This is a genomic window from Candidatus Poriferisodalis sp., assembly GCF_965208485.1.
Lineage (GTDB): Bacteria > Actinomycetota > Acidimicrobiia > Acidimicrobiales > Poriferisodalaceae > Poriferisodalis.
Map to the genome: position 1 here is coordinate 3,858,044 of NZ_OZ242344.1, position 21,971 is coordinate 3,880,014.

At 65.8% G+C, this 21,971-nt stretch carries 24 protein-coding genes; 9 read left to right on the top strand and 15 right to left on the bottom strand.

The features are described 5' to 3' along the window. Window positions 1–5 precede the first annotated feature (5 nt). Together cysC and cysD are read right to left on the bottom strand one after the other, a co-directional pair. Window positions 6–1,988 (bottom strand): adenylyl-sulfate kinase, encoded by a 1,983-nt coding sequence (cysC, locus tag ACOGXQ_RS17770; protein ID WP_419944935.1) that lies wholly within the window; start codon window positions 1,986–1,988, stop codon window positions 6–8. Further along, a complete protein-coding gene (gene cysD, locus ACOGXQ_RS17775) occupies window positions 1,988–2,911 on the bottom strand; it encodes a sulfate adenylyltransferase subunit CysD (RefSeq protein ID WP_419944936.1) in 924 nt (307 codons plus the stop codon). Before cysD ends, cysC begins: the two co-directional genes overlap by 1 nt. Before the next feature lie 194 nt (window positions 2,912–3,105). Here cysD and ACOGXQ_RS17780 point away from each other — a divergent pair, with 194 nt between their 5' ends. Beyond that, window positions 3,106–4,536: an AAA family ATPase gene (locus tag ACOGXQ_RS17780; protein WP_419944937.1), complete on the top strand. Its 1,431-nt coding sequence runs from the start codon at window positions 3,106–3,108 to the stop codon at window positions 4,534–4,536. Beyond that, on the top strand, window positions 4,533–5,027 hold the full coding sequence (locus ACOGXQ_RS17785) for a hypothetical protein (protein WP_419944938.1): 495 nt from the start codon (window positions 4,533–4,535) through the stop codon (window positions 5,025–5,027). The genes ACOGXQ_RS17780 and ACOGXQ_RS17785 overlap by 4 nt, the downstream gene beginning before the upstream one ends. A gap of 10 nt (window positions 5,028–5,037) precedes the next feature. On the opposite strand, the gene ACOGXQ_RS17790 is transcribed toward ACOGXQ_RS17785, so the two are convergent. From ACOGXQ_RS17790 to ACOGXQ_RS17805, 4 genes are read right to left on the bottom strand one after another with little or no spacing between them, the layout of a single operon-like run. Then, the gene (locus ACOGXQ_RS17790) at window positions 5,038–7,320 is read right to left on the bottom strand and encodes an SDR family NAD(P)-dependent oxidoreductase (protein ID WP_419944939.1); all 2,283 of its coding nucleotides are present in this window, start codon (window positions 7,318–7,320) and stop codon (window positions 5,038–5,040) included. Window positions 7,321–7,344: 24 nt separating this feature from the next. Next, window positions 7,345–8,541, bottom strand: coding sequence for a DUF1214 domain-containing protein (locus tag ACOGXQ_RS17795; protein WP_419944940.1), 1,197 nt, complete (start codon window positions 8,539–8,541; stop codon window positions 7,345–7,347). Window positions 8,542–8,600: 59 nt separating this feature from the next. Next, window positions 8,601–8,858: a hypothetical protein gene (locus tag ACOGXQ_RS17800; RefSeq protein WP_419944941.1), complete on the bottom strand. Its 258-nt coding sequence runs from the start codon at window positions 8,856–8,858 to the stop codon at window positions 8,601–8,603. Beyond that, a complete protein-coding gene (locus ACOGXQ_RS17805; RefSeq protein ID WP_419947427.1) occupies window positions 8,855–9,535 on the bottom strand; it encodes a hypothetical protein in 681 nt (226 codons plus the stop codon). The genes ACOGXQ_RS17800 and ACOGXQ_RS17805 overlap by 4 nt, the downstream gene beginning before the upstream one ends. 203 nt (window positions 9,536–9,738) lie before the next feature. Between ACOGXQ_RS17805 and ACOGXQ_RS17810 the strand changes: the two genes are divergently transcribed. Then, entirely contained in the window at window positions 9,739–10,719 is a 981-nt protein-coding gene (locus tag ACOGXQ_RS17810) for a transposase (RefSeq protein ID WP_419944942.1), read from the top strand. A gap of 310 nt (window positions 10,720–11,029) precedes the next feature. Here ACOGXQ_RS17810 and ACOGXQ_RS17815 read toward each other — a convergent pair whose 3' ends face one another. The 3 genes from ACOGXQ_RS17815 to ACOGXQ_RS17825 form a co-directional block, all read right to left on the bottom strand. After that, window positions 11,030–12,073 carry a nucleotidyltransferase domain-containing protein gene (locus tag ACOGXQ_RS17815; RefSeq protein WP_419944943.1) on the bottom strand — a complete coding sequence of 348 codons (1,044 nt, stop codon included), beginning with the start codon at window positions 12,071–12,073 and terminating at the stop codon, window positions 11,030–11,032. Between the two features lie 541 nt (window positions 12,074–12,614). After that, window positions 12,615–13,010, bottom strand: coding sequence for a type II toxin-antitoxin system VapC family toxin (locus ACOGXQ_RS17820; protein ID WP_419944944.1), 396 nt, complete (start codon window positions 13,008–13,010; stop codon window positions 12,615–12,617). A gap of 17 nt (window positions 13,011–13,027) precedes the next feature. Continuing rightward, on the bottom strand, window positions 13,028–13,315 hold the full coding sequence (locus ACOGXQ_RS17825; protein ID WP_419944945.1) for an antitoxin: 288 nt from the start codon (window positions 13,313–13,315) through the stop codon (window positions 13,028–13,030). A gap of 336 nt (window positions 13,316–13,651) precedes the next feature. On the opposite strand from ACOGXQ_RS17825, the gene ACOGXQ_RS17830 reads away from it, so the two are divergent. Further along, window positions 13,652–14,137, top strand: a complete 486-nt coding sequence (locus ACOGXQ_RS17830; RefSeq protein WP_419944946.1) for an amidase family protein — start codon at window positions 13,652–13,654, stop codon at window positions 14,135–14,137. 40 nt (window positions 14,138–14,177) lie between these two features. Continuing rightward, complete coding sequence (locus ACOGXQ_RS17835) at window positions 14,178–14,924, top strand: amidase family protein (protein WP_419944947.1); 747 nt, start codon at window positions 14,178–14,180, stop codon at window positions 14,922–14,924. Window positions 14,925–15,101: 177 nt separating this feature from the next. On the opposite strand, the gene ACOGXQ_RS17840 is transcribed toward ACOGXQ_RS17835, so the two are convergent. After that, a complete protein-coding gene (locus tag ACOGXQ_RS17840; RefSeq protein WP_419944948.1) occupies window positions 15,102–16,286 on the bottom strand; it encodes an ATP-binding protein in 1,185 nt (394 codons plus the stop codon). A gap of 371 nt (window positions 16,287–16,657) precedes the next feature. Here ACOGXQ_RS17840 and ACOGXQ_RS17845 point away from each other — a divergent pair, with 371 nt between their 5' ends. Next, window positions 16,658–17,947: an ATP-binding protein gene (locus ACOGXQ_RS17845; protein ID WP_419944949.1), complete on the top strand. Its 1,290-nt coding sequence runs from the start codon at window positions 16,658–16,660 to the stop codon at window positions 17,945–17,947. A 126-nt stretch (window positions 17,948–18,073) separates the two neighbouring features. Next, complete coding sequence (locus tag ACOGXQ_RS17850; protein ID WP_419944950.1) at window positions 18,074–18,367, top strand: DUF2442 domain-containing protein; 294 nt, start codon at window positions 18,074–18,076, stop codon at window positions 18,365–18,367. Between the two features lie 60 nt (window positions 18,368–18,427). Here the strand turns inward: ACOGXQ_RS17850 and ACOGXQ_RS17855 are convergent, their stop codons facing one another. The 4 genes from ACOGXQ_RS17855 to ACOGXQ_RS17870 all read right to left on the bottom strand — a co-directional run bounded on the left by ACOGXQ_RS17855 (window position 18,428) and on the right by ACOGXQ_RS17870 (window position 19,878). Continuing rightward, window positions 18,428–18,901, bottom strand: coding sequence for an AAA family ATPase (locus tag ACOGXQ_RS17855; RefSeq protein ID WP_419944951.1), 474 nt, complete (start codon window positions 18,899–18,901; stop codon window positions 18,428–18,430). Between the two features lie 6 nt (window positions 18,902–18,907). Next, the gene (locus tag ACOGXQ_RS17860) at window positions 18,908–19,138 is read right to left on the bottom strand and encodes a CopG family transcriptional regulator (protein ID WP_419944952.1); all 231 of its coding nucleotides are present in this window, start codon (window positions 19,136–19,138) and stop codon (window positions 18,908–18,910) included. 177 nt (window positions 19,139–19,315) lie between these two features. Then, window positions 19,316–19,624: a type II toxin-antitoxin system PemK/MazF family toxin gene (locus ACOGXQ_RS17865; protein ID WP_419944953.1), complete on the bottom strand. Its 309-nt coding sequence runs from the start codon at window positions 19,622–19,624 to the stop codon at window positions 19,316–19,318. Next, entirely contained in the window at window positions 19,621–19,878 is a 258-nt protein-coding gene (locus ACOGXQ_RS17870) for a ribbon-helix-helix domain-containing protein (RefSeq protein WP_419944954.1), read from the bottom strand. Before ACOGXQ_RS17870 ends, ACOGXQ_RS17865 begins: the two co-directional genes overlap by 4 nt. A gap of 238 nt (window positions 19,879–20,116) precedes the next feature. Between ACOGXQ_RS17870 and ACOGXQ_RS17875 the strand changes: the two genes are divergently transcribed. After that, complete coding sequence (locus tag ACOGXQ_RS17875; protein ID WP_419944955.1) at window positions 20,117–20,383, top strand: hypothetical protein; 267 nt, start codon at window positions 20,117–20,119, stop codon at window positions 20,381–20,383. Then, window positions 20,344–20,670, top strand: a complete 327-nt coding sequence (locus ACOGXQ_RS17880; protein ID WP_419944956.1) for a transposase — start codon at window positions 20,344–20,346, stop codon at window positions 20,668–20,670. Before ACOGXQ_RS17875 ends, ACOGXQ_RS17880 begins: the two co-directional genes overlap by 40 nt. A 65-nt stretch (window positions 20,671–20,735) precedes the next feature. On the opposite strand, the gene ACOGXQ_RS17885 is transcribed toward ACOGXQ_RS17880, so the two are convergent. Then, window positions 20,736–21,947 carry a hypothetical protein gene (locus ACOGXQ_RS17885; RefSeq protein WP_419944957.1) on the bottom strand — a complete coding sequence of 404 codons (1,212 nt, stop codon included), beginning with the start codon at window positions 21,945–21,947 and terminating at the stop codon, window positions 20,736–20,738. Between the last annotated feature and the right edge of the window lie 24 nt (window positions 21,948–21,971).

The following is a 21,971-nucleotide window of genomic DNA, read 5'->3' on the forward strand; positions in this document are numbered from 1 at the left end:
CTCGCTCACGGGGTGCTCGGTCCTCGCAGAAAGCCGAACTCGGTGAGCATGCGCAGGATCGCCTCGACACATTCGTCCACGCTCTGGGCCGACGTATCGACCCGCAGGTCGGCATCGGTCGGCCGGTCATAGCGAGCCGACACGCCGGGGAAACGCGGAATCTCGCCCTGATCGGCCATCGCGTACAGGCCGTGGGGATCACGCTCGCGGCAGACCTCGATGGGCGTGTCCACGAAGACCTCCACGTAACGATCCGCGCCCACGAGGTCACGGGCACGTTGCCGGACCACGCCGTCGGGTGCCACCAGCGCGGCGATCGCGATCAGCCCCTGGCCGTTGACGAGCCGTGCAACCTCCGACACGCGGCGCAGATTCTCTGAGCGCTCCTGGATGCTGAAACCCAGGTCACGGGAGATGCCCATGCGCACGTTCTCGCCGTCGAGGCGGATCGACACTTTGCCCCGGTCGAACAGCTCCCGCTCGAGGGCCGTCGCGAGCGTGGACTTGCCGGCCGCAGTGAGCCCCGTCAGCAGGATGGTGCACGGCTGCTGGCCGAAGCGGATGGCCCGTTCCCCATCGCTGATCTCCGAACGCTGACGAACGAGCGCCGCATCGGGTGTGCGATCCCACGCCGATGCCGCCCCCATGACCATGCCGGCGGCCACGGTTGCGTTGGTGAGCCGGTCGACGAGCACGAACGAGCCGGTCGCCCGGTTGGCGCTGTACGGATCGAACGCGAGCTCGCGATCCGACGTGATGACACAGTGCCCGATGTCATTGAGCCCGAGTCCCGGGGCCGGTTCCTGCGCGCCGGTATTGATGTCGATCCGGTGCCGGATGCTGCGAACCGTGCAGTTCGACACAGCATTGGCCGTCTGGAGCAAGTAGGAGCTGCCGGGTTCGGCGCCGGCTTCGGCCATCCACACCACCATGGCGTCGAGATCGTGCGCCCGCTGCGGCTCGCCCCCGGGTGCCACCAGCAGATCGCCTCGACTGATGTCGATCTCGTCAGCGAGCGTCACGGTCACCGCCCGCCCCGGCCCGACGATGTCGAGGTCGCCATCGAAGGTTGCGATCCGTTCCACGGACGAGCTGAGTCCCGACGGCAGCGCCACCACCTCATCACCCGGCCGGAGCGTTCCCGAGGCGATCGTGCCGGCATACCCGCGGAAGCTCGCATCCGGGCGAGCGACCAGCTGCACCGGCATGCGGAAATGCCCTGTGTCGACCCCGGCGTCGATCTCAACCGTCTCGAGGTGCTCCAGCAGCGTCGGCCCGTCGAACCAGCCGAGATGATCGTCGGGCTCGACGACGTTGTCGCCCAGCAGCGCCGAGATCGGAATGAAGCACGGCTCGCGTACGGAGCCGCTCGGGTAGGCGAACCTTCTCGTTGTTGCACCTGTTGCTTCCCGCTCTTGTTCGCTGCGCTCACGGGCCGCTCGGGCCACGGCTTCGCCTGTCGGCTCAGCCTCTGAGTCGAGCGCCTTGGCGAAGGAGCGGTAGCTCTCGCAGATCTCGGCGAAGCGCTCGCGCGACCACCCCACGAGGTCCATCTTGTTGACCGCTACGACGACCTGGCGGATGCCCAGCAGGCTCGCTATGTGGCTGTGCCGCTTGGTCTGTGCCAGCACGCCCTGGCGGGCGTCGATCAGGATGACCGCGAGGTCGCAGGTCGAGGCGCCCGTCGCCATGTTGCGCGTGTACTGGGGGTGCCCAGGGGTGTCGGCGATGATGAACTTCCGCTTGGCCGTGGAGAAGTAGCGGTACGCCACGTCGATGGTGATGCCCTGCTCGCGCTCGGCCCGCAAGCCGTCCGTCAGCAGCGCCAGATCGACCTGATCGCCCGCTGAGCCGTGGACAGCCGAGTCGGCCTCGAGGCTGGCCAGCACATCGGTGTGGATCAGCTGGGAGTCAGCCAGCAGGCGGCCGATCAGCGTCGACTTGCCGTCGTCCACGCTGCCGCACGTCAGCAGGCGCAGCAGATCCATCAGAAGTAGCCCTCGCGCTTCTTCTGCTCCATGGAGCCCGACTGGTCGAAGTCGATCACCCGGCCCTCCCGCTCCGAACGGGTGGCGACCAGCATCTCGCCGATGATCTCGGGCAGCGTGGTGGCCGTCGATTCGATCGCCCCCGACAGCGGGTAGCAGCCCAGCGTGCGAAACCGGACCAACCGCTGGGTGACCGTCTCGCCGTCCTCGAACACGAACCGGTCGTCGTCCACCATGATCAGCACGCCGTCGCGCTCCACCACGGGCCGCTCGGCGGCGAAGTACAGCGGCACGATGGGAATCTCCTCGAGGTGGATGTACTGCCAGACGTCGATCTCGGTCCAGTTGCTCATCGGGAACACCCGGATGGACTCGCCCTTGTTGACCCGCCCGTTGTAGAGGTTCCACAGCTCGGGCCGCTGATTCTTCGGGTCCCAGCGATGGTGAGCATCACGGAAGCTGAAGACCCGTTCCTTGGCCCGTGACTTCTCCTCGTCGCGCCGCGCACCCCCGAACGCCGCGTCGAACCCGCCCGCATCCAGCGCCTGCCGGAGCGCCTGTGTCTTCATGATGTCGGTGTAGTTCTTCGACCCGTGGTCGAACGGGTTGATGCCCTGGGCGACGCCGTCGGCATTGGTGTGGACGATCAGCTCGAACCCGATCTCGTCGGCCATGCGCTGGCGGAACGAGATCATCTCGGTGAACTTCCAGGTCGTGTCCACATGCAGGAGCGGGAACGGGATCTTGCCCGGGAAGAACGCCTTGCGGGCCAGATGCAGCAGCACCGAGGAGTCCTTGCCGATCGAGTACAGCATGACGGGTCGTTCGCACTGGGCGACCACCTCGCGCATGATGTGGATGGCCTCGGCCTCCAGTTGCTCGAGATGGGTCAGCCGCAGCTCGGCCGGCAGCGTCGTGTTCATGGGGAACTGCTCAATTCTGGCGACGAGTGACTGTCCGGAGGTCGTGGATCGACAGCAGGCGTGACGGTCACGCTGCGGAACATTCTCGCGGAATGCCGTGAGGCCGACGCAGCAAGCGCGGCTGGGTTCGAATGCTCCAAGAAGTAGCCTCGCCCCTACGACCGATGCACGGCGCGAGGGGATGCTGCGGCGGGATGTTTACGCGCATCAGCACCAAGAACTTCAAGAGTTGGCAAGACGCCGGAGAGGTGGGCCTTGCGTCCGTGACCGGCTTCTTCGGCTCGAACAGCTCCGGCAAGACGAGCCTGTTGCAAACGCTCCTGCTGCTGAAGCAGACGGTTGATTCCGCGGACCGCCGCCAAGTCCTGAATCTCGGCGGAGACGAACGCTCGCCGATCTCGCTCGGCCTTGTCCGGGACGTGACCCACCGAGGCAGTTTCGAAGCGCCCATGTCGTTCGGGTTCGGCTGGACGCCGCCTGAGCGCGTCGAGCCCCCAGACCCCCGGGATCCTGACAAGACGCTGTTCTCGGCGGACGCCATCTGGTTCGGCACCACCCTGACCGCACGGGACCGGAATGGGTCTGATGGCTCGACGGGCGAGGTGCAACTCTATGTCGAGCAATTCGAGTACTCGCTCGGCAGCACACACGTGCAGATGACGACAAGCAAGGCACCGCGGCATCGCAGAGATCCGGAGTACAAGCTTGAGGCTTCCGTTGAGGGAGATACGGGTTATCTGACGAGATTCCGCGGTCGAGGATGGGCGCTGCCCCCTCCCGGCAAGTGCTACGGCTTCCCCGACGAGGTGTTCGCCTACTACCAGAATGCCGAATTCATGGGAGACATCGAGCTCGAACTGGAGAGGCAGTTCCGAGATCGGCTGTTCTATCTCGGTCCGCTCCGCAGTTACCCCGAGCGGCAGTACACATGGCAGGGTTCATCACCGGCCGATGTCGGCCGAGCCGGCGAACGTGCCGTCGAGGCGCTCTTGGCGTCACGAAGCATGGGCAGGCGCAATGCGCGCAAGCTCGACCGGAGGGGCCGCGCCGTGCGGCTCATCACGGTGGAAGAGCACGTTGCCCAGTGGCTGCAGCAGCTACAGCTCATCGCGGATTTCGAGGTGGAGCGCATATCGGCGGAGGCCGACATCTATCGCGTTCGAGTGCGCCGCTCTGATGCGGAGGGATGGGTTCATCTGACCGATGTGGGCTTCGGCGTGTCACAGGTGCTGCCCGTGCTCGTCTTGCTTGCATATGTGGACGAAGGGTCCACCGTGCTGCTCGAGCAGCCCGAGATCCACCTGCATCCCGCAGTCCAGGCGGGACTGGCAGACATCATCATCGAGGCGTCGAGTGCTCGCAGGGTGCAGGTCATCGTCGAGAGTCACAGTGAGCATCTACTGAAGCGGCTGCAGCGGAGGGTGGCCGAACGCCGCATCGCACCCGATCAGGTAGCCCTGTACTTCTGCGAGAGCAGCAGCGGCGCGTCGCGCATCGGCGAACTGGTGATCAACGAGTACGGTGAGATTCGCAACTGGCCTGACGACTTCTTCGGAGATCGATTCGGCGAGACTGCTGCCATCGTGGAGGCGGGCCTCAAGCAACGAGCAGCATCGGATCTGTGATCCACTCGGTCGTCGACACCAACGTGCTCGTCGTGGCCAACGGCAGTGACAACGCGAGCACCACTTGCCGGCTCGCCGCCCTCGGCCGACTCAACGAAGTGACCCAATCGCGCTCGCTGCTGCTGGACTCGGGCGCCGAGATCTTCGCCGAGTACCAGAAGCACTGCAACTATTCAGGGCAGCCGGGGATCGGAGACGAGTTCTTTCGCTGGGCGCACGAGCACCAAGGCTGGCTGCGTCGGTTCGACCTCACGCCCCACGCAGACAGGTACTTCCAGGAGTTTCCCGACGATCCTGCTCTCGAGACGTTCGATCCGGCAGACCGGAAGTTCGTGGCCGTTTCGATTGCCGCTTCGTCAGCGAGCAGCCCGGTTCCGAACGAGATCGTGAACGCGGTCGATTCCGATTATTCGCACCACCAACAAGCTCTCAGTCGCGCCGGCGTCGCGGTTGCTGAGCTCTGTCCCACGGATCTGAAGCAGGCCAGTTGATGGGATTGAGCTACAGCGGGCGGTCCACCACCGCTTGGCTGGCTTCCCACAGCTTGGTGCCGTTGGCCGGGTCAGATGCGCGTTCTGATACCTGCTTGCGGTGCATCAGGTGCAGGTAGAGGCCGGTGGCGCTGCCGGCCTCGGGAGCACAGCAGAGGTAGATGACCGGATCGACGGCGTCCGCAGGCGACTGGAACAGCCGCCGCAGCGCCGGATCGACGATCGGCTTCAGCATCGGCGGGGCCTCGCGGGCGATGTTGGTGGCGACGCCGCCGGGGCACAGCGAGTGCACGGCGACCTCGACGCTGTCGCCGTCAACGGGGTTGAGGCGGCGTGACAGCTCGGTGGCGTAGGTGCACAGCGCCAGCTTGCTCAAGCCGTAGTGCGCCATGGCGTCCTTCATGCCATAGGGCGTGAAGGCGTCGAGATGCTCGATGTCGAGGTCGGCGCTGGAGCGATGCGCTTCTGAGGAGACGAACACGATCCTCGGGGTGTCGCCGCCGGCGTGCGACGGGTCGATCACGCCATCGGCCAGCCAGCGGTCGATCATCACGCGGTTGGCCAGGAAATGGACGGCGAGCATGGTGTCGTAGCCCTGCGGGGACTGCCTCGCGGCAGGGGTCATGAGGCCGGCGTTCATGAGTGCGATGTCGACGCGACCGCCCCGGTCACGCAGATCGTCGCAGCAGCGATGAACCGACCGGAGATCGGCGAGGTCCACCTCGACCAGCTCGACGCTCTCGGTGCCGGACTCCCGCTTGATCTCGTCGCAGATGGTGTCGTGGCCCGGGCGGCACGCCAGGATCATCCTGCCGCCACGTCGGGCGAGCTCGACGGCGGCAGCTCTGCCCAGCCCGCTGTTGGCACCGGTCACCAGGCACGTCTTGCCGTCGATCCGCACGTCGTCGGGGACCGGGTCGACATCGGGAGCCTTCGGGTTGCGGAGGTCGCGGACCGCCGTCAGCAAGGCTCCGACGAAGTTGCTGTCGCCGAGCCCGCGTCCCGGCCGCCCCGCATCGGCAGGCTGCTCAGCGTCGGCGTCGTCCTGGTCGCTCTCGACAGGGATCGCGTAGGCCTCCCGGTAGGCCGCGAAGGTCTCATCGACCATGTCGTCGGTCAAGCCGAAGTCGCCGAGCCGGTAGTCGTGCCTGCCGAAGCGGTTCTTCGGATTCGCCTCCAAGTACTGGGTGGCCGCCTGGGAAACGCGTTCGTCGAAGGGGATTCCTGCGTGCTCGCAGATGCGCCGGACCTCGGCGATCGGGTCGGCCATGAGGTCGTAGTACGACACGTCGACGAACTGTTCGGGCGGTGACTCGGCTCGAACTGTCATCGCCCGGTCCACCATCCGGTGCGTCTTGGCACTCCAGTGGCGGCCGATCTCGGCTGGGTCGATCCGGTCGCTGAACATGCCGCGGCCGTGGGCGACCATGCTGGCGAACGAGGCGAGCGCGATGCGCGGATCTCGATGGGTCTGGATGACCGTGGCGACTTCGAACACCCGTAGGAGCACGTCGAGATGCTCGAGATGGTGCGGCGTCTTCAGCACCCACATGCGGCCGGGCCGCTGCCACGACAGCACCTGCAGCACCCGCCGGAGGTACTCGTACGCCGGGGCGTGGTCCTGGGACTCCAGCCAGCGGGCATACGTCGGCACATGCATCGTCGCCTCAGCCGACTGGCTCATGAAGCACAGGTCAAGCAGCAGGACATCCTCTTCTGGCTCGTCGTGGCCGATCGAGTGGATGGCCATGAACTCAGGCGCCAGGTACGAGATCGACTTCTGCGCGAGCACCGCCTGCCGCTTGCGCGCCCGTTCGGCGCGGTCGCTGTCCGGCGAACCCGGCACCGGCACCAGAGCCTCGGCGCCGGAGAGGCCGCGGGTGTCCGGATGGGAGGTCAGCAGGCGATGCAGCAGGGTGGTGCCGGTGCGCTGCAGGCCCGTGATCACGATGACCGTCCCGAGGTCGATGTCGGCGATCTCGGGATGCCGTCGCAGCAGCTCTTCGATTCGCAGCCGCTGCACGAGCGCCCCGGTGAGGCGTGACCGCTGGATCAAGCGGCCCGTCGTGCTCAAGTGGGCTTCGGCGTTGATCGAAGTAACCAGCACCTCCAGGGCTTCTGCGTGACCGTCGTCGCCGAAGTCGCTGAGGCCGGTCTTGCGCCGTGCCGCGTCACGCAGCGCCTCCGCGTCCTGCCGGTCCGACAGCCCGAAGCTCGAGCCGGCCCGGCCGAGCCGGTTGAGGAGCCTGACCGGAGCGGGGCGGAAGGGGCGCTCGTAGTCGGTGGAGGTCACCGCACTTGCTCCAAGCCCGCGGCGTCAGCCACGGTGCAGTCCCGCAAGGCTGGCGAACTTGGCCACCCGGCAGCTCGGTTGGGGGCACTCGGCGGCTCGTACCCAGCGGAAGCACATCGTTCCCGACGTGTGGCCTGCGGTGTCGATCCAGTTCGGCAGGCCGGGATCGGCGTGGGCTACCACGATCCGCACCGACCCGTCGGCCTCGTAGCTGGCGAGATGGTTGTTGGTGTGGATGGTGTAGTGGCGGTAGTCCAGCGATTCCATCCAGTAGTTGTTGAGCTGGAAGTTCCAGAGTTCGCAGTCGGGTGGCGTGGCTTCGATTACCAGCGCCTCGCCGGGCTCGAGCGCCCAGTGGCTGTGGTAGTAGGCAATGTTGGGGTCGCCGCCGGCCGCGAGCGACACGTCCGGGTCGAACCGGGGCAGCTCGTTGGTGTGCTTCTGGAAGTCCCGCGCCCACTTCGCGAACAGCAAGGGTGCCCCCATCACCAGCGAGCCGGCGTTGCGGAGCCCGTCATCGAGCGCCTTCGGCGTCAGATGGGAGGCACGAGCATCGGCGGGGGCGCAGTTGATGCGCTCGATGGTGAGCTCGGCAGGTGTCTCGGCGTTGCGGTCGCCGTAGGTCTGGCGCACCACGAGCACGCCCGTCTCTGCCGTCATCGGCAGCCAGTTGCCCTCGTGCGGCGTGCTGCTGAGCACCAGCTCGAAGTGCCCGTCGGCGTCGATGTCGATGTCGTCGGATTCGAGGTAGCCGGTGGGGGGCAGGCCGCCGCCTTGGCCGTAGTGGCCGGCCTGGGTTCCGAAGCTCAAGTAGGCGATGTCGTTGCGGCGGCCGGTGATCCTGTACTCGAAGGTCCCCTCCAGCACCGCGGTCAGGTAGAAGTTGTCCGGGTTGTCCGCGCCCATCTTGGCGGTCTCGCCGACCACACGGTGCAGCACTGGCGCTTTCGGGTCGGCGTGCTCGACGAAGGCCATCAGGCCCGCTCGGGCGATGCGGCTCAGGTAGCGGTAGCCCTCGGCTTGGTTGAACCCATCCCGGGGCGTTCCGGGGAATTGCAGCGCAGCTCCCGCCGCCTTGAGCGAATCGCAGAACTCATCCCAGGACCGCCCGGTGGTGACCCGCTGGTCAGCGACGTCATCGGGCGACTTGCCTTGGAGCTTCCACACCCACCCAGAGATGCCCCGAATCCCCGCGAGCAGACCGATGACGAACCTTCGCATGGCGTACATCTACTGACCGCAGACGGCCAGCGTCAACGTGACGGCCAAGCGGCGCCGCCTCATCGTGGATCGGCTGCGCGTGCCCGCTCGAGCGCCAGCGAGAACAGCGTGCTGACCGCGTCGTCCGGCCGATACGCGAGAAAGCGGTCGATGCGCTGGGCCACCAGTCCGTGCGGTGAGCGCCGGATCTCTGCGATGACGCGCCGCCAGTCAGGCACGGAGCCACGGTCGATGGCGGTCACCAACGCCTCATAGGGCCAGGTGCGGACCTCGTCGTCCGGGTCGGCATCCACGTTGCGGAACTGCAACGGGCTCACACCGCACCCGCCAAACGCAAGGCCAACTCTTGGCAAGTCTCCACCACATCCGGCCACTGGTGCCAGCGTCGGTCAAGCCCCTTGTAGCGGGGCAGCTCGTTGATCACATCGACATCGCGCGGCGTCGGCTCGACGAGTGCCATCACCAGCGAGGTCAGCACCGACGCCGGATCGTTGGAGCGGTCGGCGTAGAAGTCGTCGATGCCCGACAGCACTTTGACGGCTGCGTCAGCCCCCAAGTGGTCAGCGAGCGCCGCCACGTCCAGATAATCGCGCACGACGTTGCGCTGCACTACCAAGAAGGCCTTCACCCGCAGCGCCTCCTGTTCGGTAGGCGCCACGACATCGGTATCAGCGCCGACGTCCACCCGGATTGTCTCGAGCGGCCGCGTGCGACGCATCTGGCGCAGTCCGGCCTCGACTCCGTCGAGGCTGCCCATGATGGTGAACGGCGGCTTGGAAGCCCGCACTGAGGTTGCCCATCCCGCGGTTGCCTCCACTGCGTCCAGCACCAGTTCGTACCGGTCGACCAGATCGGACAGGACGTGATCGTGATCGAAGGAGTCACGGTGACCCGCATGCAGTGCCGCCGCGGCGCCTCCCACGAGCACTGCATCGGGGACCACCGACTGCAGGCGAGCCGCCGACTGCAACACCCGTCGCAGCGTCGCGCTCATCTCGGCCACCTCGAAAATCCTATTGCCGGCAGAGTGAGGCGTGACGCGTGGCACCGAGGCCCATGTCTGCCTTGGGGGCTTAGCCCGGATTCACCGGTGTGATGTGGGTGGGTGGTGTGGCGCGTCCACGAGAAAGGCCTCCTGAGGTGGCGTTTTGCCGTTTGTGGATGTTCGGCGTGATGTCATGACGGGAGGCGCTTTCTGTGAGCAGCGTAACTGGGAGTTTGGACCGGATCGGGGCTGTGTTCGACGACGGGTCTGTGGTCGGCGACGCGGGGCTGGTGCTGGCGGGCACGCTGGTGGGCCGGCTGGGCTTGGAGGGTCTGGTCGGCGGGCGGCTGGGCTATCACCCGCTGGTCGCGGTCCGCGACGACACCGGCGAGATCGTGCACTCCCCGATGCGCAAGGGCTCCTCGCAGCGCGGAAACGTCGGCTTCGCCGCGGGGACCCTGTGCCGGGTGCGCCGCCTGGCGCCCGACGCGGCGCTGATGCTGCGCGCCGACGCGGGGTTCTTGTCGTGGGACCTGATCGACAAGCTCGAAGCGCACGACACCAGGTTCGCGGTCGCTGTCGCCCCCAACCCCAGCGTCACAGCGGCTGTCGCCGCCATCGGCGCCCACGACTGGGACACCGATCGGCTGCACAGACGACGGCGAAGCCCAGGTCGCCGAGGCCACTCTCACCAGCGGCCGACGCGCCGCGGGCAAGCCCAAGCCACGGTGCGCCTCGTGATGCGCCGCACCCGCCTGGCAGGCGGCCAAGCCGAGCTGTGGCCGAACTGGCGCCACCACGCCGTGGCCACCGACATCGACGCCGACGGGCTCGACACCAAAGCAGCCGACACCGCCTGCCGCGCTCACGCCCGCGTCGAGCAAGCCATCCGCGACATCAAAGCCGGCGGCCTCGCCCACAGCCCCTCAGGACGGTTCGCGGCCAACGCCTCCCGGCTCGCCTTCGCCGCCCTGGCGCACAACATTACACGCTGGGCAGCGCGCATCGAAAAGGTCCACGAACCCCACAAGCCCACCGTTGGGGCCACCCTCGCCCGGCGCCTGCCCAGCATCGCGGGCAGGCTCGACCGCCGCAGCGGACGGCCCACCCTGCGACTCCCGGCCCGATGGCCCCGGGCCGACACATTCACCACCGCACTGCGACGCATCCGCAGCATCCCCCAGCACCGCTGAGCCGCCGCCCGCGCCACGCCGAGCCGCGCAGCACCACCAAGCCCAGCACACAAACCAACCCACACACCCACACCGACCACCCACGCCACCACCACCGCCGAACCCCACAAAAGCCGCCCCGCCAACAACCACAACGCCCACAACGCCCACAACCCACACAACCCGCCAACACCCCACCCCACCGGTGGATCCGGGCTCAGTGCTCGGTTAGTCCGGTCGCGGCATCAGGCGGACGCGCAGGTACAGCGGCGCATCGGGTATGGGGGAGCCAGTGGCCTGGGCGCGACCCGCGGCGGGGCAACTATGGACTTCACCGTTCGAGGCCGAGCCCAGGAGCGTTCCGATGGCGGATTGCTCCGTCGAGAGCGTCTTCTAGGGCTTGGACGTGTTGCTCCCAGGTATTGAGCTGGTCTGCGGAGATGTCCCTCTGGCGGCACAGGTCGGTGGCGAAGGCGGCAATGTCAAGGGCCGCGTCGCAATGGTCGCGCAATTGGTCCTCGGTGGGCAGGTCGGGGCGGCTGTCGACGTAGGTGACGCCTGGCCGCCAGCGGTGAAGTCCGGCGAGGTCGGCCCTGTCGCCGGCGAGGCTCCAGAATGCGTCTTCGACCGAATCTGGCTGTGGTCCCAGCAGGAGCGGGATCTCGTGCTTGTGGGCGGGCGCAGTGCCTACCGAGACGACGTGGGTGACCTTGGCGGCGCATTCGATGACTGCGAGTATCTCTGTCATCGCTGAGGCGAAGCGTTCGCCTTCATGAAGCTCCAGGCTGGCCGCGTCACCGTCGTCGGCCGCGTCGTGTTCGAATTGATCGGGACTTAGATGCCGTTTGAGGCGGAGCAGCGCTCTCGACATGTCCGAGAAGCGACTCTCCAGCTCGGCGGTGGGGTCTGCAGGCAATCCGATCTCCTTGTCCCAGTAGATGCCGGCGTGGCTGCCGATGTCCGCCAGCTCGACCGCATCGCCGGCGACGCGTGCTTCCACCGAACACGGGACCTCGGTGGTGCGCACAGCCCATTCGGGTGCGTCGGTGACCATCACGTCGACCGGGCATCCCGTGGCCTTGCGGGCTTTCGCCTCTAGCGCGCATCGCCGATTGGCGCGAGTGCTGTAGTCGCCGAGGTCGTCGAAGATGGCCACCAGGTCGATGTCGCTGTCTTCGGTGGCTTCCCCGCGCGCCACTGAGCCGAATACCAGCACCCGGCCAGCGCCGGCGTCGATGAGCTGGGCGGCTGCGCGTCGCGCCGTAGCAATGTCGGGAGCAGCCATGACATCGAGACTACAGAGCGACCGGGAAGGCTCAGACCCGTCGTCGAACACAGCCCCGATCCGGTCCAAACCCCCAGTTACGCTCCTCACAGAAAGCGCCTCCCGTCATGACATCACGCCGAACATCCACAAACGGCAAAACGCCACCTCAGGAGGCCTTTCTCGTGGACGCGCCGCACCACCCACCCACATCACACCGGTGGATCAGGGCTAAGAGCGTGAGCGGATAGGTGCTGACCTGCGGAAACGCCCGGCCGGCCGATTGCACACACAACACCCTGACCAGCGCGTTTGCCGACGCTGCCGGCCAGAGGCGCCGGAGGGACCGAAATCGCTCCCGCCTATCCGCGCGGCCGCTTATGTAGAATAGTTTCCTGCAACGGTGCGACCAGCAAGAACGTTGATCAGCAAGAACGTTGATGGATGTGAAAAGCGTTTCCGCGTGAAAAGCGTTTCCGCAGATCACAGCCGTGTCGTCAACTATTGTATGTAAGCCCCCTTGCAATATGCAGAGCCAAGATGCCCGCCGTCGAAGACGGACCTCGCACAGCAGCAAGCGGAGCGCTCGTCGGCCCGATTGCACTCAGCGGTCACAACGACGGCAACCGAGGCGGAGTAGCAACTGACTGCCTCAGCTCAGGCGCTCGAGTGCTGGGAGCTTGTCGAATGCTCGGTCGAAGCTGAAGATACGACTGATGCCGGCCTTGGTCATCACTGCCGCATGCAGGGCATCTCGCGCTGAGATGCCTTCGATGCTGTCCATGAGCGTGCGTGCGGCGCGCACTTCGGCCACGCCGAAGCCGAGCACATCGTCGACGAGGTCGTCGAGGGCGGCGAAGGCAGCGTCAATCGCTTCACGACGGCCGATGGCGACATAGCGGTGGAGGATTTCCTGGTACACCTCGACGTCGGTGACGAGCGTCTCGCCGTCCTGTGCCAAGCGCGTGAGCATTGCGACTGTCCGATCCTTGTTGGGATGAGCAGCGCCGATCAGGTACATCGGCACGTTGGAATCCACGAAGATCATGACGTCGTCCGGCCGGCTCAGCCGACGCGGTCGGCAAGGCTCGCCCCGCTCGCTTGATCTGCACCATCTGACCGGCCTGCGCCGATCTCGGCCAGCATGTCGTCGATGTCGGCGGTGGGGAACGCGTGCTGTGATGCCGCCGCAATGGCCCGCAGCTTTGCATCAGGCCGGTGACGGCTGAGGCTGCGAGCTTCGCGCAACGATTGGCGAACCCATTCGGCGACCGTCATCCGGCACTTGTTCGCAGCGTCTTGAATCTCTGCGTACTCATCGGTAGGCACCAGCACTTGCAGTCGTTTCGGCACAAACATGAGTCTATCTGACTGCTGTTGGATGAGTAACACCGGAGACCGTCGACAGCCCGGCCTCGCAAGCGTTTCCGGCACCGAGGACGGTCCGTGTCCATGCGTCGCAGCGGAACTGCGCTCCGAGGGGCATCGGGTGAGCCAAGCGTGTCACCCGGCTCATGAGAGTCCGCCAGATCGCCGGTGTGCACGGTTGATGGCGGGTGCCGATCACACCTCGCTGCGGGTTCGAGCGATCGGGAAGCTGTTGGAGAGCCTCGGACACCGCGTCGACTATTCGGCGCCCGACGACATGTTCCACGCAGAGTTCTTCGAGCACTTCGCACGATCGTGTCCGTGCAGAACGTCGTCATGCTGTCTGGCCTCGAGGAGGCCTTGGGCCGGCACATGAGCCGTGCCGATGTGGAAGGCGACACGTGGGCACTCATGAACATCGGGCTCGAGGTCAGCGGGGCGCAGTACGTGTCGGCGCTCGAGTGGTGCCATGCCTGGACCCGGCGGCTCGCCGCATGGTGGGCTGACCGCGACGTGCTGGTGTCGCCGATCATGGCCGAGCCGCCGCCTCGCCTCGGCGAATTGCGCAATCCCGAAACCGGCCGCGGCCGGCTGGGTGACCTGCTGCAGTTCACCCCGCAGTTCAACGTGACCGGCCAGCCGGCGATGTCGGTGCCCCTGCATTGGGCCGCCAGCGATCTGCCCGTAGGCGTGCAGTTCGTGGGCGCGCACGCCTGCGAGGAGATGCTGCTCTCGCTGGCGGGTCAGCTCGAGCGGGCGGCTCCGTGGGCGGGCCGCATGCCGAGCCTGTGGCCCGGCACCGGCTGAGGTCGGCTGCGGAGAGGTCGAGAGGCTGGGAAGCGGGGACATGTCTGCTGACCGCCGCTTCGAGGACGCCACGGCGCTGGCGCAGGCATTTGCCGCAGGCGAGACAGACCCCACCGAGGCGGTGAACGCAGGGCTCGAACGGATGGAGCGGCTGAATCCGGCGTTGAATGCGGTCATCCATCCCCGCCCGGAACTGGCGTTGGCCGAGGCTGAAGCATCGGCGCAGCGTTGGTCGCGGCGACGGGCCGGCAGCAACGCGCTCGACGACTCGTCGGACGTTGGCGTGCCGTTCGACGGCGTGCCCATGGCCATCAAGGACCTCGGCTGCGAGCAGGCCGGCGAGTTTCACCACGCCGGTGCCCGTTTCCTGGTGGAGCTGGGTTGGCGAGGTTCGCTCGACAGCCACCTCTACCGCCTGCTGAGCGGTGCCGGGTTGATCTCGGTGGGTCGGACGAACACACCGGAGTTCGGCACCACCATCACCACCGAGCCGGATGCCTACGGCCCGACGGCGAACCCGTGGTCGCTCGACCGCTCCCCCGGCGGTTCCAGTGGCGGCTCGGCAGCGGCCGTTGCGGCAGGCATCGTGCCGGTGGCGCACGGCAACGACGGGGGCGGCTCAATCCGCGTTCCCGCCGCTGCCTGCGGACTGGTGGGACTGAAGCCGACCCGGGCCGGGTCTCGACTGCGCCGCGCCTCGGCGAGCACCGCGGTGGGTTTGCGGTGGACGGGATGCTCACCCGGACGGTGCGCGACGCCGCACGGCGCAGGGGCTGAACCCGGCTGAGCCGATGAATGCCCCTCCCGCAGGAATCCTCTTGCGCGAAACAGTGAAGATGTTCGCGGGGAGCGGGCTGTTGGCGTGTGACTTGGCGCGAAACCGGCCCTGCTCGCGGCGGGTGCCTTGCCTGGGACTCGTCGTCGCCGGCCCGCAGTGAGTAACGCACGCCAAACTCTGTGCGAGTCAGCTGTGTGGGGCGGCAACGTCTGCGCGATGGAGGTTCGCCCATGGCACCAGTCGGCCTTCGCTTCGTTCTTGAATGTGGTCGCCTCCGTACACGGCTGTCAGCTCACCGACGTGCTGGCCCTCGAATTGGGCGGCCACCCGCCGCGCCGTTGCCAGGAAGCTCGGGGAGGGCGTGGCGCCGGCTTTCGCCTCGATCAATGTCAGCCGCTCGGAGTCTTCGACAACGAGGTCGACCTCGGTCCCGCTGCGGTCGCGGTAGTGCGACAGTCCCCGTGTCTCGCCCCGATGGACGCGCTGTTTGGCGATTTCCGACACCACCCAGGTCTCGAAGATCGAGCCGCGCAGCGGGTGCGAGTGCAGTTCGTCGGGGGTGCGTATGCCGAGCAGGTGGCAGACCACGCCGGTGTCGTAGAAGTGCAGCTTGGGCATTTTCACCAGCCGCTTGCGGAGGTTGGAATGCAATGGCGGCAGCAGAAACACCACGAAGCTGGCTTCGAGGATGCGGAGCCAGGCCTTTGCCGTCGGTTGGGAGGCGCCGCAGTCGCCCGCAAGCGCTGAGAGGTTGGCGAGCTGTGCGGTGCGTCCTGCGCACAGCTGGACGAATCGTCCGAATGCGGCGAGGTCACCCACGTTTCGCAGCGTCCGCACGTCGCGCTCGATGTAGGCGGAGATGTATGAGCCGATCCACTTCGGCGGGTCGAGTCCTCGGTCGAGGATGCGGGGATGCCCGCCGGTGATGAGGGTCTCGTCGAGGTCTTCGGGGCAGTGGGCGAAGCGGGTCGCCTCGCCCCGGCTGAGCGGCAGCAGGTGGTGTACGGCCGTGCGCCCTGCCAGTGACTGGTTGACCGATTCGGCCAGGGAGAAGTGCTGCGAGCCGGTGAGGATCCACCGGCCGGGCGTCGGATCGGCGTCGATGAGGCCTTGGAGATAGGACGGCAGGTCGGGCGCCCGCTGGATCTCGTCGATGATCGCCCCATCTGGGAACTGGGCCAGAAACCTGCGCGGGTCGTCGACGGCGAATGAGCGCACGTCGGGTGCTTCCAGGCTCGCATAGGGATGGTCGGGAAACACAGCTCTGCAGAGGGTGGTCTTCCCGCTCTGGCGGGGGCCGGTGAGCGTGATGGCGGGTGCGCTCCGTGCCGACTGCAAAAGCAGAGGCGCCAAGTCACGCTCGACAGCCATGCCCCGATCCTACCGAATCGGCTGATCCAAACTTCAATTTTGAATCAGCCGATTCCATCTCGGACTCTCGCGAGAGGGAGTTGAGCAGCGAGATTGCAAGAGCACCCTGCGTCGCAGACATCAATTCTGATCCATCGGAAGTCTCATATAACGCTCGGCGAACTCCACCGGTGGTTGCGGCGGTCCGGTCTTGATGACCGCAGACACCCAGCGCCAACTGCGCTGCTCAACCGGCGTCGTCCCGCAATCTTGACGAGCCTGCAAAATGCATGTCGCAAGTACTGCAATGTGTATGTTAGAAAACCTGCAATCTGTAGGGCAAAGCTTCTGCAATCTGTTCGATCCGGCGTGCCGTCACCTACACTGCGAGAGTGATCGCCCCGCAGGGCCAGCCGTCGTCGCTCACGCCGCAGGGATACTTGCCCAGGGTCGCCGACACGGTGATGGCCCAAGCGCTCGCTGTGGCGCCCATCGTGGTCGTCGAAGGCGCCAGGGGCACGGGTAAGTCGTGGACCGGGTTGCGTCACGCCCACAGTCAGGTTCGGCTCGACAGCGACCCGGGCGCGCCCGAGGCTGCTCTGCTGCGGCCTCAGCATGTACTGGAGGGCGACAAGCCGCGGCTGGTAGACGAGTGGCAACTGGCGCCGAACTTGTGGAACGTCGCCCGGCATACGGTCGACGCCTCGCCCGGGCCGGGTCAGTTCGTGTTTGCCGGATCGGCTCATCCGCCCGACGACCGCACGCGCCACTCCGGCGCCGGGCGGGTCATGCGCGTGCGAATGCGCCCGATGTCGTTGGCGGAATCGGGAGAGTCCACTGCGGAGATCTCGCTGGGCTCGTTGCTCGACGGCGACGACTGCTGGTGCGCGCCGTCGGCGGCCACGATCGAGGACGTCGTGGAGGCGATGTGCCGAGGAGGCTGGCCGCGTCATCTCGGCATGGCCGTGCCTGGCGCTCAGGCCCTGTGCAGCGCGTATCTCGCAGAAGTAGCCCGGGCGGACATTCCCCGGCTGGGCCGCACCCTGCACCGGCCCGAGTCGGTGCTGAGGCTTCTGGAATCGCTGAGTCGCAACATCGCGACGGCGGCGGCGGCAACCACGCTGTCCGAGGACATCGCCGGCGACCGATCACCGTCCCGGGCCGCGGTGGCCTCGTACCTCGAGGCTCTGCGGCGGGTGTTCGTGGTGGAGGACCTGCCCGCGTGGGCCGTACACCTGCGATCCCGAGCGAGGCTGAGGCGATCCCCGAAGCGACACTTTGTCGATCCCTCGCTTGCAGCGGCCACCCTGCGCGCTGGACCCGAGCGCTTGTGGCGCGACACCGGTTACTTGGGCCAGGCCTTCGAGTCGCTGGTGGTGCGCGACCTGCGTGTCTATGCGGAAGCCAACGACGCCACGGTGCATCACTATCAAGACAGCAACGGCCACGAACTTGACGCGGTGGTCACACACGGCGACGGAAGGTGGCTGGCCGTGGAAGTCAAGCTGGGCTCAGGAGAGCGCCTGGACGAAGCGGCCGAATCGCTGAAGCGGGCGTGCGAGCAAATCGACGCCTCCAAGACAGGAGATCCGGCGAAGAAACTGGTCATCACTGCCGGGGGCTACGGCTACGAACGCACCGACGACATCACCGTCGTGCCCATTTCAGCCCTCGGCCCCTGAACTCCGCTCGCAATCGGCCGTGCTGCCGCAAGTCTCTTCGGACATGACGGAGTGCGGCGTTACGCTGGGCTCCGAGAGGCATGTCTGTCTCATGCACGGCGAAGAGCATCGTCATGGAGTGTCGAAATGCCGGTTGAGCAGCTTCACCCGACCGAGATCCAGCCGCGGAGCGACTTTCGGCTCTGGGTCCGATTCAACGACGGCTCAGAAGGCGAGATCGACCTGTCGGCCAGGGCGGGGCGGGGTGTGTTCAAGATCTGGGATGAGTCCGGCGTGTTCGAGTCTGCCGTCATCTCGCCGCATCGCACCATCCGCTGGTCAGACGATGCAGAACTGTGCGCCGATGCCGTGTATCTCGAAATCACAGGCGGCGCCCCAGAGGAGATCATGCCGGGCCTGCGGGCTCTGGCAGATGCCTGAACTGTGCCGCTTCGGCGGCATCGTCATCAAGATGTATGTCGGCCTTCGCCTCGATCAATGTCAGCCGCCAGGAGTCTTCGACAGCGAGGCCGACCTCGGTCCCGCCGCGGTCGCGGTAGTGCGACAGTCCCCGCGTCTCGCCTCGATGTAGGCGGAGATGTATGAGCCGATCCACTTCGGCGGGTCGAGTCCTCGGTCGAGGATGCGGGGATGCCCGCCGGTGATGAGGGTCTCGTCGAGGCTTTCGGGATAGTGGGCGAAGCGGGTCGCCTCGCCCCGGCTGAGCGGCAGCAGGTGGTGTACGGCCGTGCGCCCTGCCAGTGACTGGTTGACCGATTCGGCCAGGGAGAAGTGCTGCGAGCCGGTGAGGATCCACCGGCCGGGGGTCGGATCGGCGTCGATGAGGCCTTGGAGATAGGACGGCAGGTCGGGCGCCCGCTGGATCTCGTCGATGATCGCCCCATCTGGGAACTGGGCCAGAAACCTGCGCGGGTCGTCGACGGCATAGAGCAGGACGTTGGCGTCGACGAGCACGGATGCCTACCTGCTGTGCGGACCCTCGATCAGGTCGATGGTTTCCGCCACGTTGCTGACGTCGATACGTATGCCGAGCGAGTGGGTTTGCTGGATGAACGGCTCGCGTGCTGTCTCGGTTGCCAACCCTCGCCGAACGAGATGGTTCACGGCTTCTGACACGCCCATGCCGCTCTCGCGGCGCAGTCGGGCAAGGGCTTGCGCCGCGTCGTCGTCGAACTCCACTGTCGTGCGCATGTGTGAAACATAACATGCACATGGGCAGTCGGACGCACTTCTATGCATCGGCTGCCGGCCAACCAGGTCAGGAGCGCGCGCCTCACCGGCAAGGCCACCGCCCGCCTCGACGGCTGAAGGCAACGAGGCGCTTCGCGCTTGCGCGTGGAGTAGGTCGGTGAGGATGCCGGATGTCGCTTAGCAGTCGGCAACCGCGTTCAGGGCGGCGCAGATCTCGTGGCGTCGCTGTCGTGCGGTGCCGATGCGGCTTGTGAGCGACGACTTCGGGATGACCCGGAGATTGTCGAAGCTGGCTGCGCACTGTTCTCTCATGCCGTCTTCGGCGTCGAGCGGCACCTCGGTCGGTATGCCGCGCACGGTTCGTGTGATCGGTGCGACCATGATCCTGCGCAGCGCTAGGAGCGCTTCATCCCGTGTGACCACCAGCACCGGTCGGACCCTGTCCTCGGCTTCTGCCCACCAGATGTCGCCCTGTGAGGGGCTCACCAGCGCTCCCAGGGTTCCTCGGCGACCATGTCGCGTGCGTTCTGCGCTGCCCAGAGCATTTCTTCCTCGGATTCGGGCAGGCGACGGTAGCCCTCCACGATGGCCTCGCCTTCGAGCCGCCGCCGACGTTCGGTGAGCATGTGCTCAATGGCACTGCGCACCGCGTCCGAGCGAGTCTTGAACTCGCCGCTCGACACAATGTCATCCAAGTCAGCTATGAGTGTGTCATCCACACGGGTCATCAGTTGAGCCATACACAAAGTGTACTTGGGTCGTGTACCTGGGTCAGCCCTTCGCCGTTCCGGCGAAGCAGAGCAACTTGTCGGCAATTTTGCGGATCTGGATCGCTTCGGAGCCATCGGTGATCAGGCATCTCATGAGTTTCGGGTCCATGGCGCTATTGTGGGATGAGGGTGGGTTGAGGGTCCGCGGGTAGGGGTCGAGGCCCTGCTGGGATCGGTGTTTGCAGACGCCGAACCTTGGAGGGCCTCGATGGCGAGTGATGTTATGTCGGTGCGGCTGTGGCTGTCGCAGATTGTGGTGCTGAGCGTGGTCGTTGACGCGCCCGGGCGGCTGGTGGCAGATGCCCGCGGCCTGACCGTCAATGCTGTGGCGCGCCGTCATCGGGTGGGCTGGCACGCGGTGATGGCCCTGGTGATCGCCTATAGGGGGGCCTCGTGGGGGATCACCGCCGCCGCCGGCGCTGCCGAATGCTGCTGGTGGAGGGGACCTCGATCCGCAAGCGGCACTGCTACGTGACCGTGCTGGTCAACGGCGACACCGGCGAGACCCTTCCCATGGCGGCTCACCGCAGCGAGACAGCCCTGAGCGGTTTCCTGGCTTCGCAGGGGCAACGATGGTGCAAAGGCGTCAAGGTCGTCGTCTCGGACGGTTCCAAGTCCTATGCAGCGGCGATCGCCAAGCGGCTCGGCCACGCCCGCCACGTCCTGCGCCGGTTCCACGTCGTCAGATGGTTCGCGGCGGGGCTGACCGCGGTGCGCTTGGATGAGCATCTTGAGCGAAGAGCGCAGGGGGAGTGCCCGTGAGCGCATATTTCGGACGCTTCGCATTTGCGCGTGGAGTTGCCCGATGCACAAATTGCGAACGCCCTTTACTGGCTGGTCGCGTGTTGCTCTCGATCTTCCGGCGGATTGCAGTTCTTCTCGTTGTCTTGGAGGATCTGCGCAATGAAGCAGCCGAAAGCGGTTAGCTTAAGCTCGATTTGGTATATCGAGTTGTCTTCGGAGCTGCAGGTTACGGCGGTCTCGAAGAACGGCATCTCGTCTCTGCGAACCGTCGCGGAATGAGCTGCGGAGAGCATCAAGGGTGCGTACGCTTCCGCAGTTAGCAGACGTGCGTCGCTGGAAATCTCGATCTTGCGGTCCTGCGATACCGCGAGCGTTCTGATCATGTGTCGCGTGAATTCGTCGATTTCGGGTAACAGCCTCTTAAGGTCGTCGGATGTGATTTTCGTGGGTCGGTCCCACGGTTTGCAATCATGAGGACGTTCGCATAGCGTTTCACCGCGGAAGTATGACGATGAGTCACGGAGAACCTTGAACGCCCGGTACATGATGATCGCGAAGAGCAAGAAGACATCCATTGCCACTGTGGATGCTCGGCCTGTCGCAGTTCCGGCACTGTAAAGAAGCAAGTAGATGATGGTGACGCCGGCGATTACTGCGAAGAATGCCAGCGTCACTCCTCGCCGATAGTCGTATTCGACGCAGATCCCTGGTACTTTGCGCAGTGCTACTTGTGAGTACTCGTCCTTGAGCACTCGATAATTCGCGAAGTCCCACAAAACATAGAGCAAGAAGACAATAGTGATGAGAACGGCTTCAGGACGTGCGCTGACCTGATTGATACTTGGTTCCGCCAAGTCTACCAACAAGTAGTAGGTGGCCACCATGGCTATATCCAGCAATGCCTGCAACAATGGAATATTGAAGAACTTGACATCGAGCTTGGGCATCTGCCGGCTGTTGTAGTAACCTACGGCGCTTGTCATGATGAGAGCTACGGCGATGCTGAGATGCAGTATGACCTCACTGCGTTCGCCCAGCGCATCCAGCCAAGTCGCATGCAAGCATTCGACCTTTTCGCCCTTGGACACTATCTCCAGCAGGTCCACTTCGGCTCGGAGGCACTTTGCTCGTGTAACTTCGACTACAAGTGTCGAAATCTTCGCCAATAACCGGCCGATTACGATGGCAAACAGCACCGAGACGATGAGGACGCCCGTTTGGGATTCGGATTTGGTGGGTACCGTCCGGAAGAGACGCTTGATGCCAGCGCAGCGGTTGCTGCCGAGGCAAGACACGATGATCAGCTGCTCTGCGGGCCT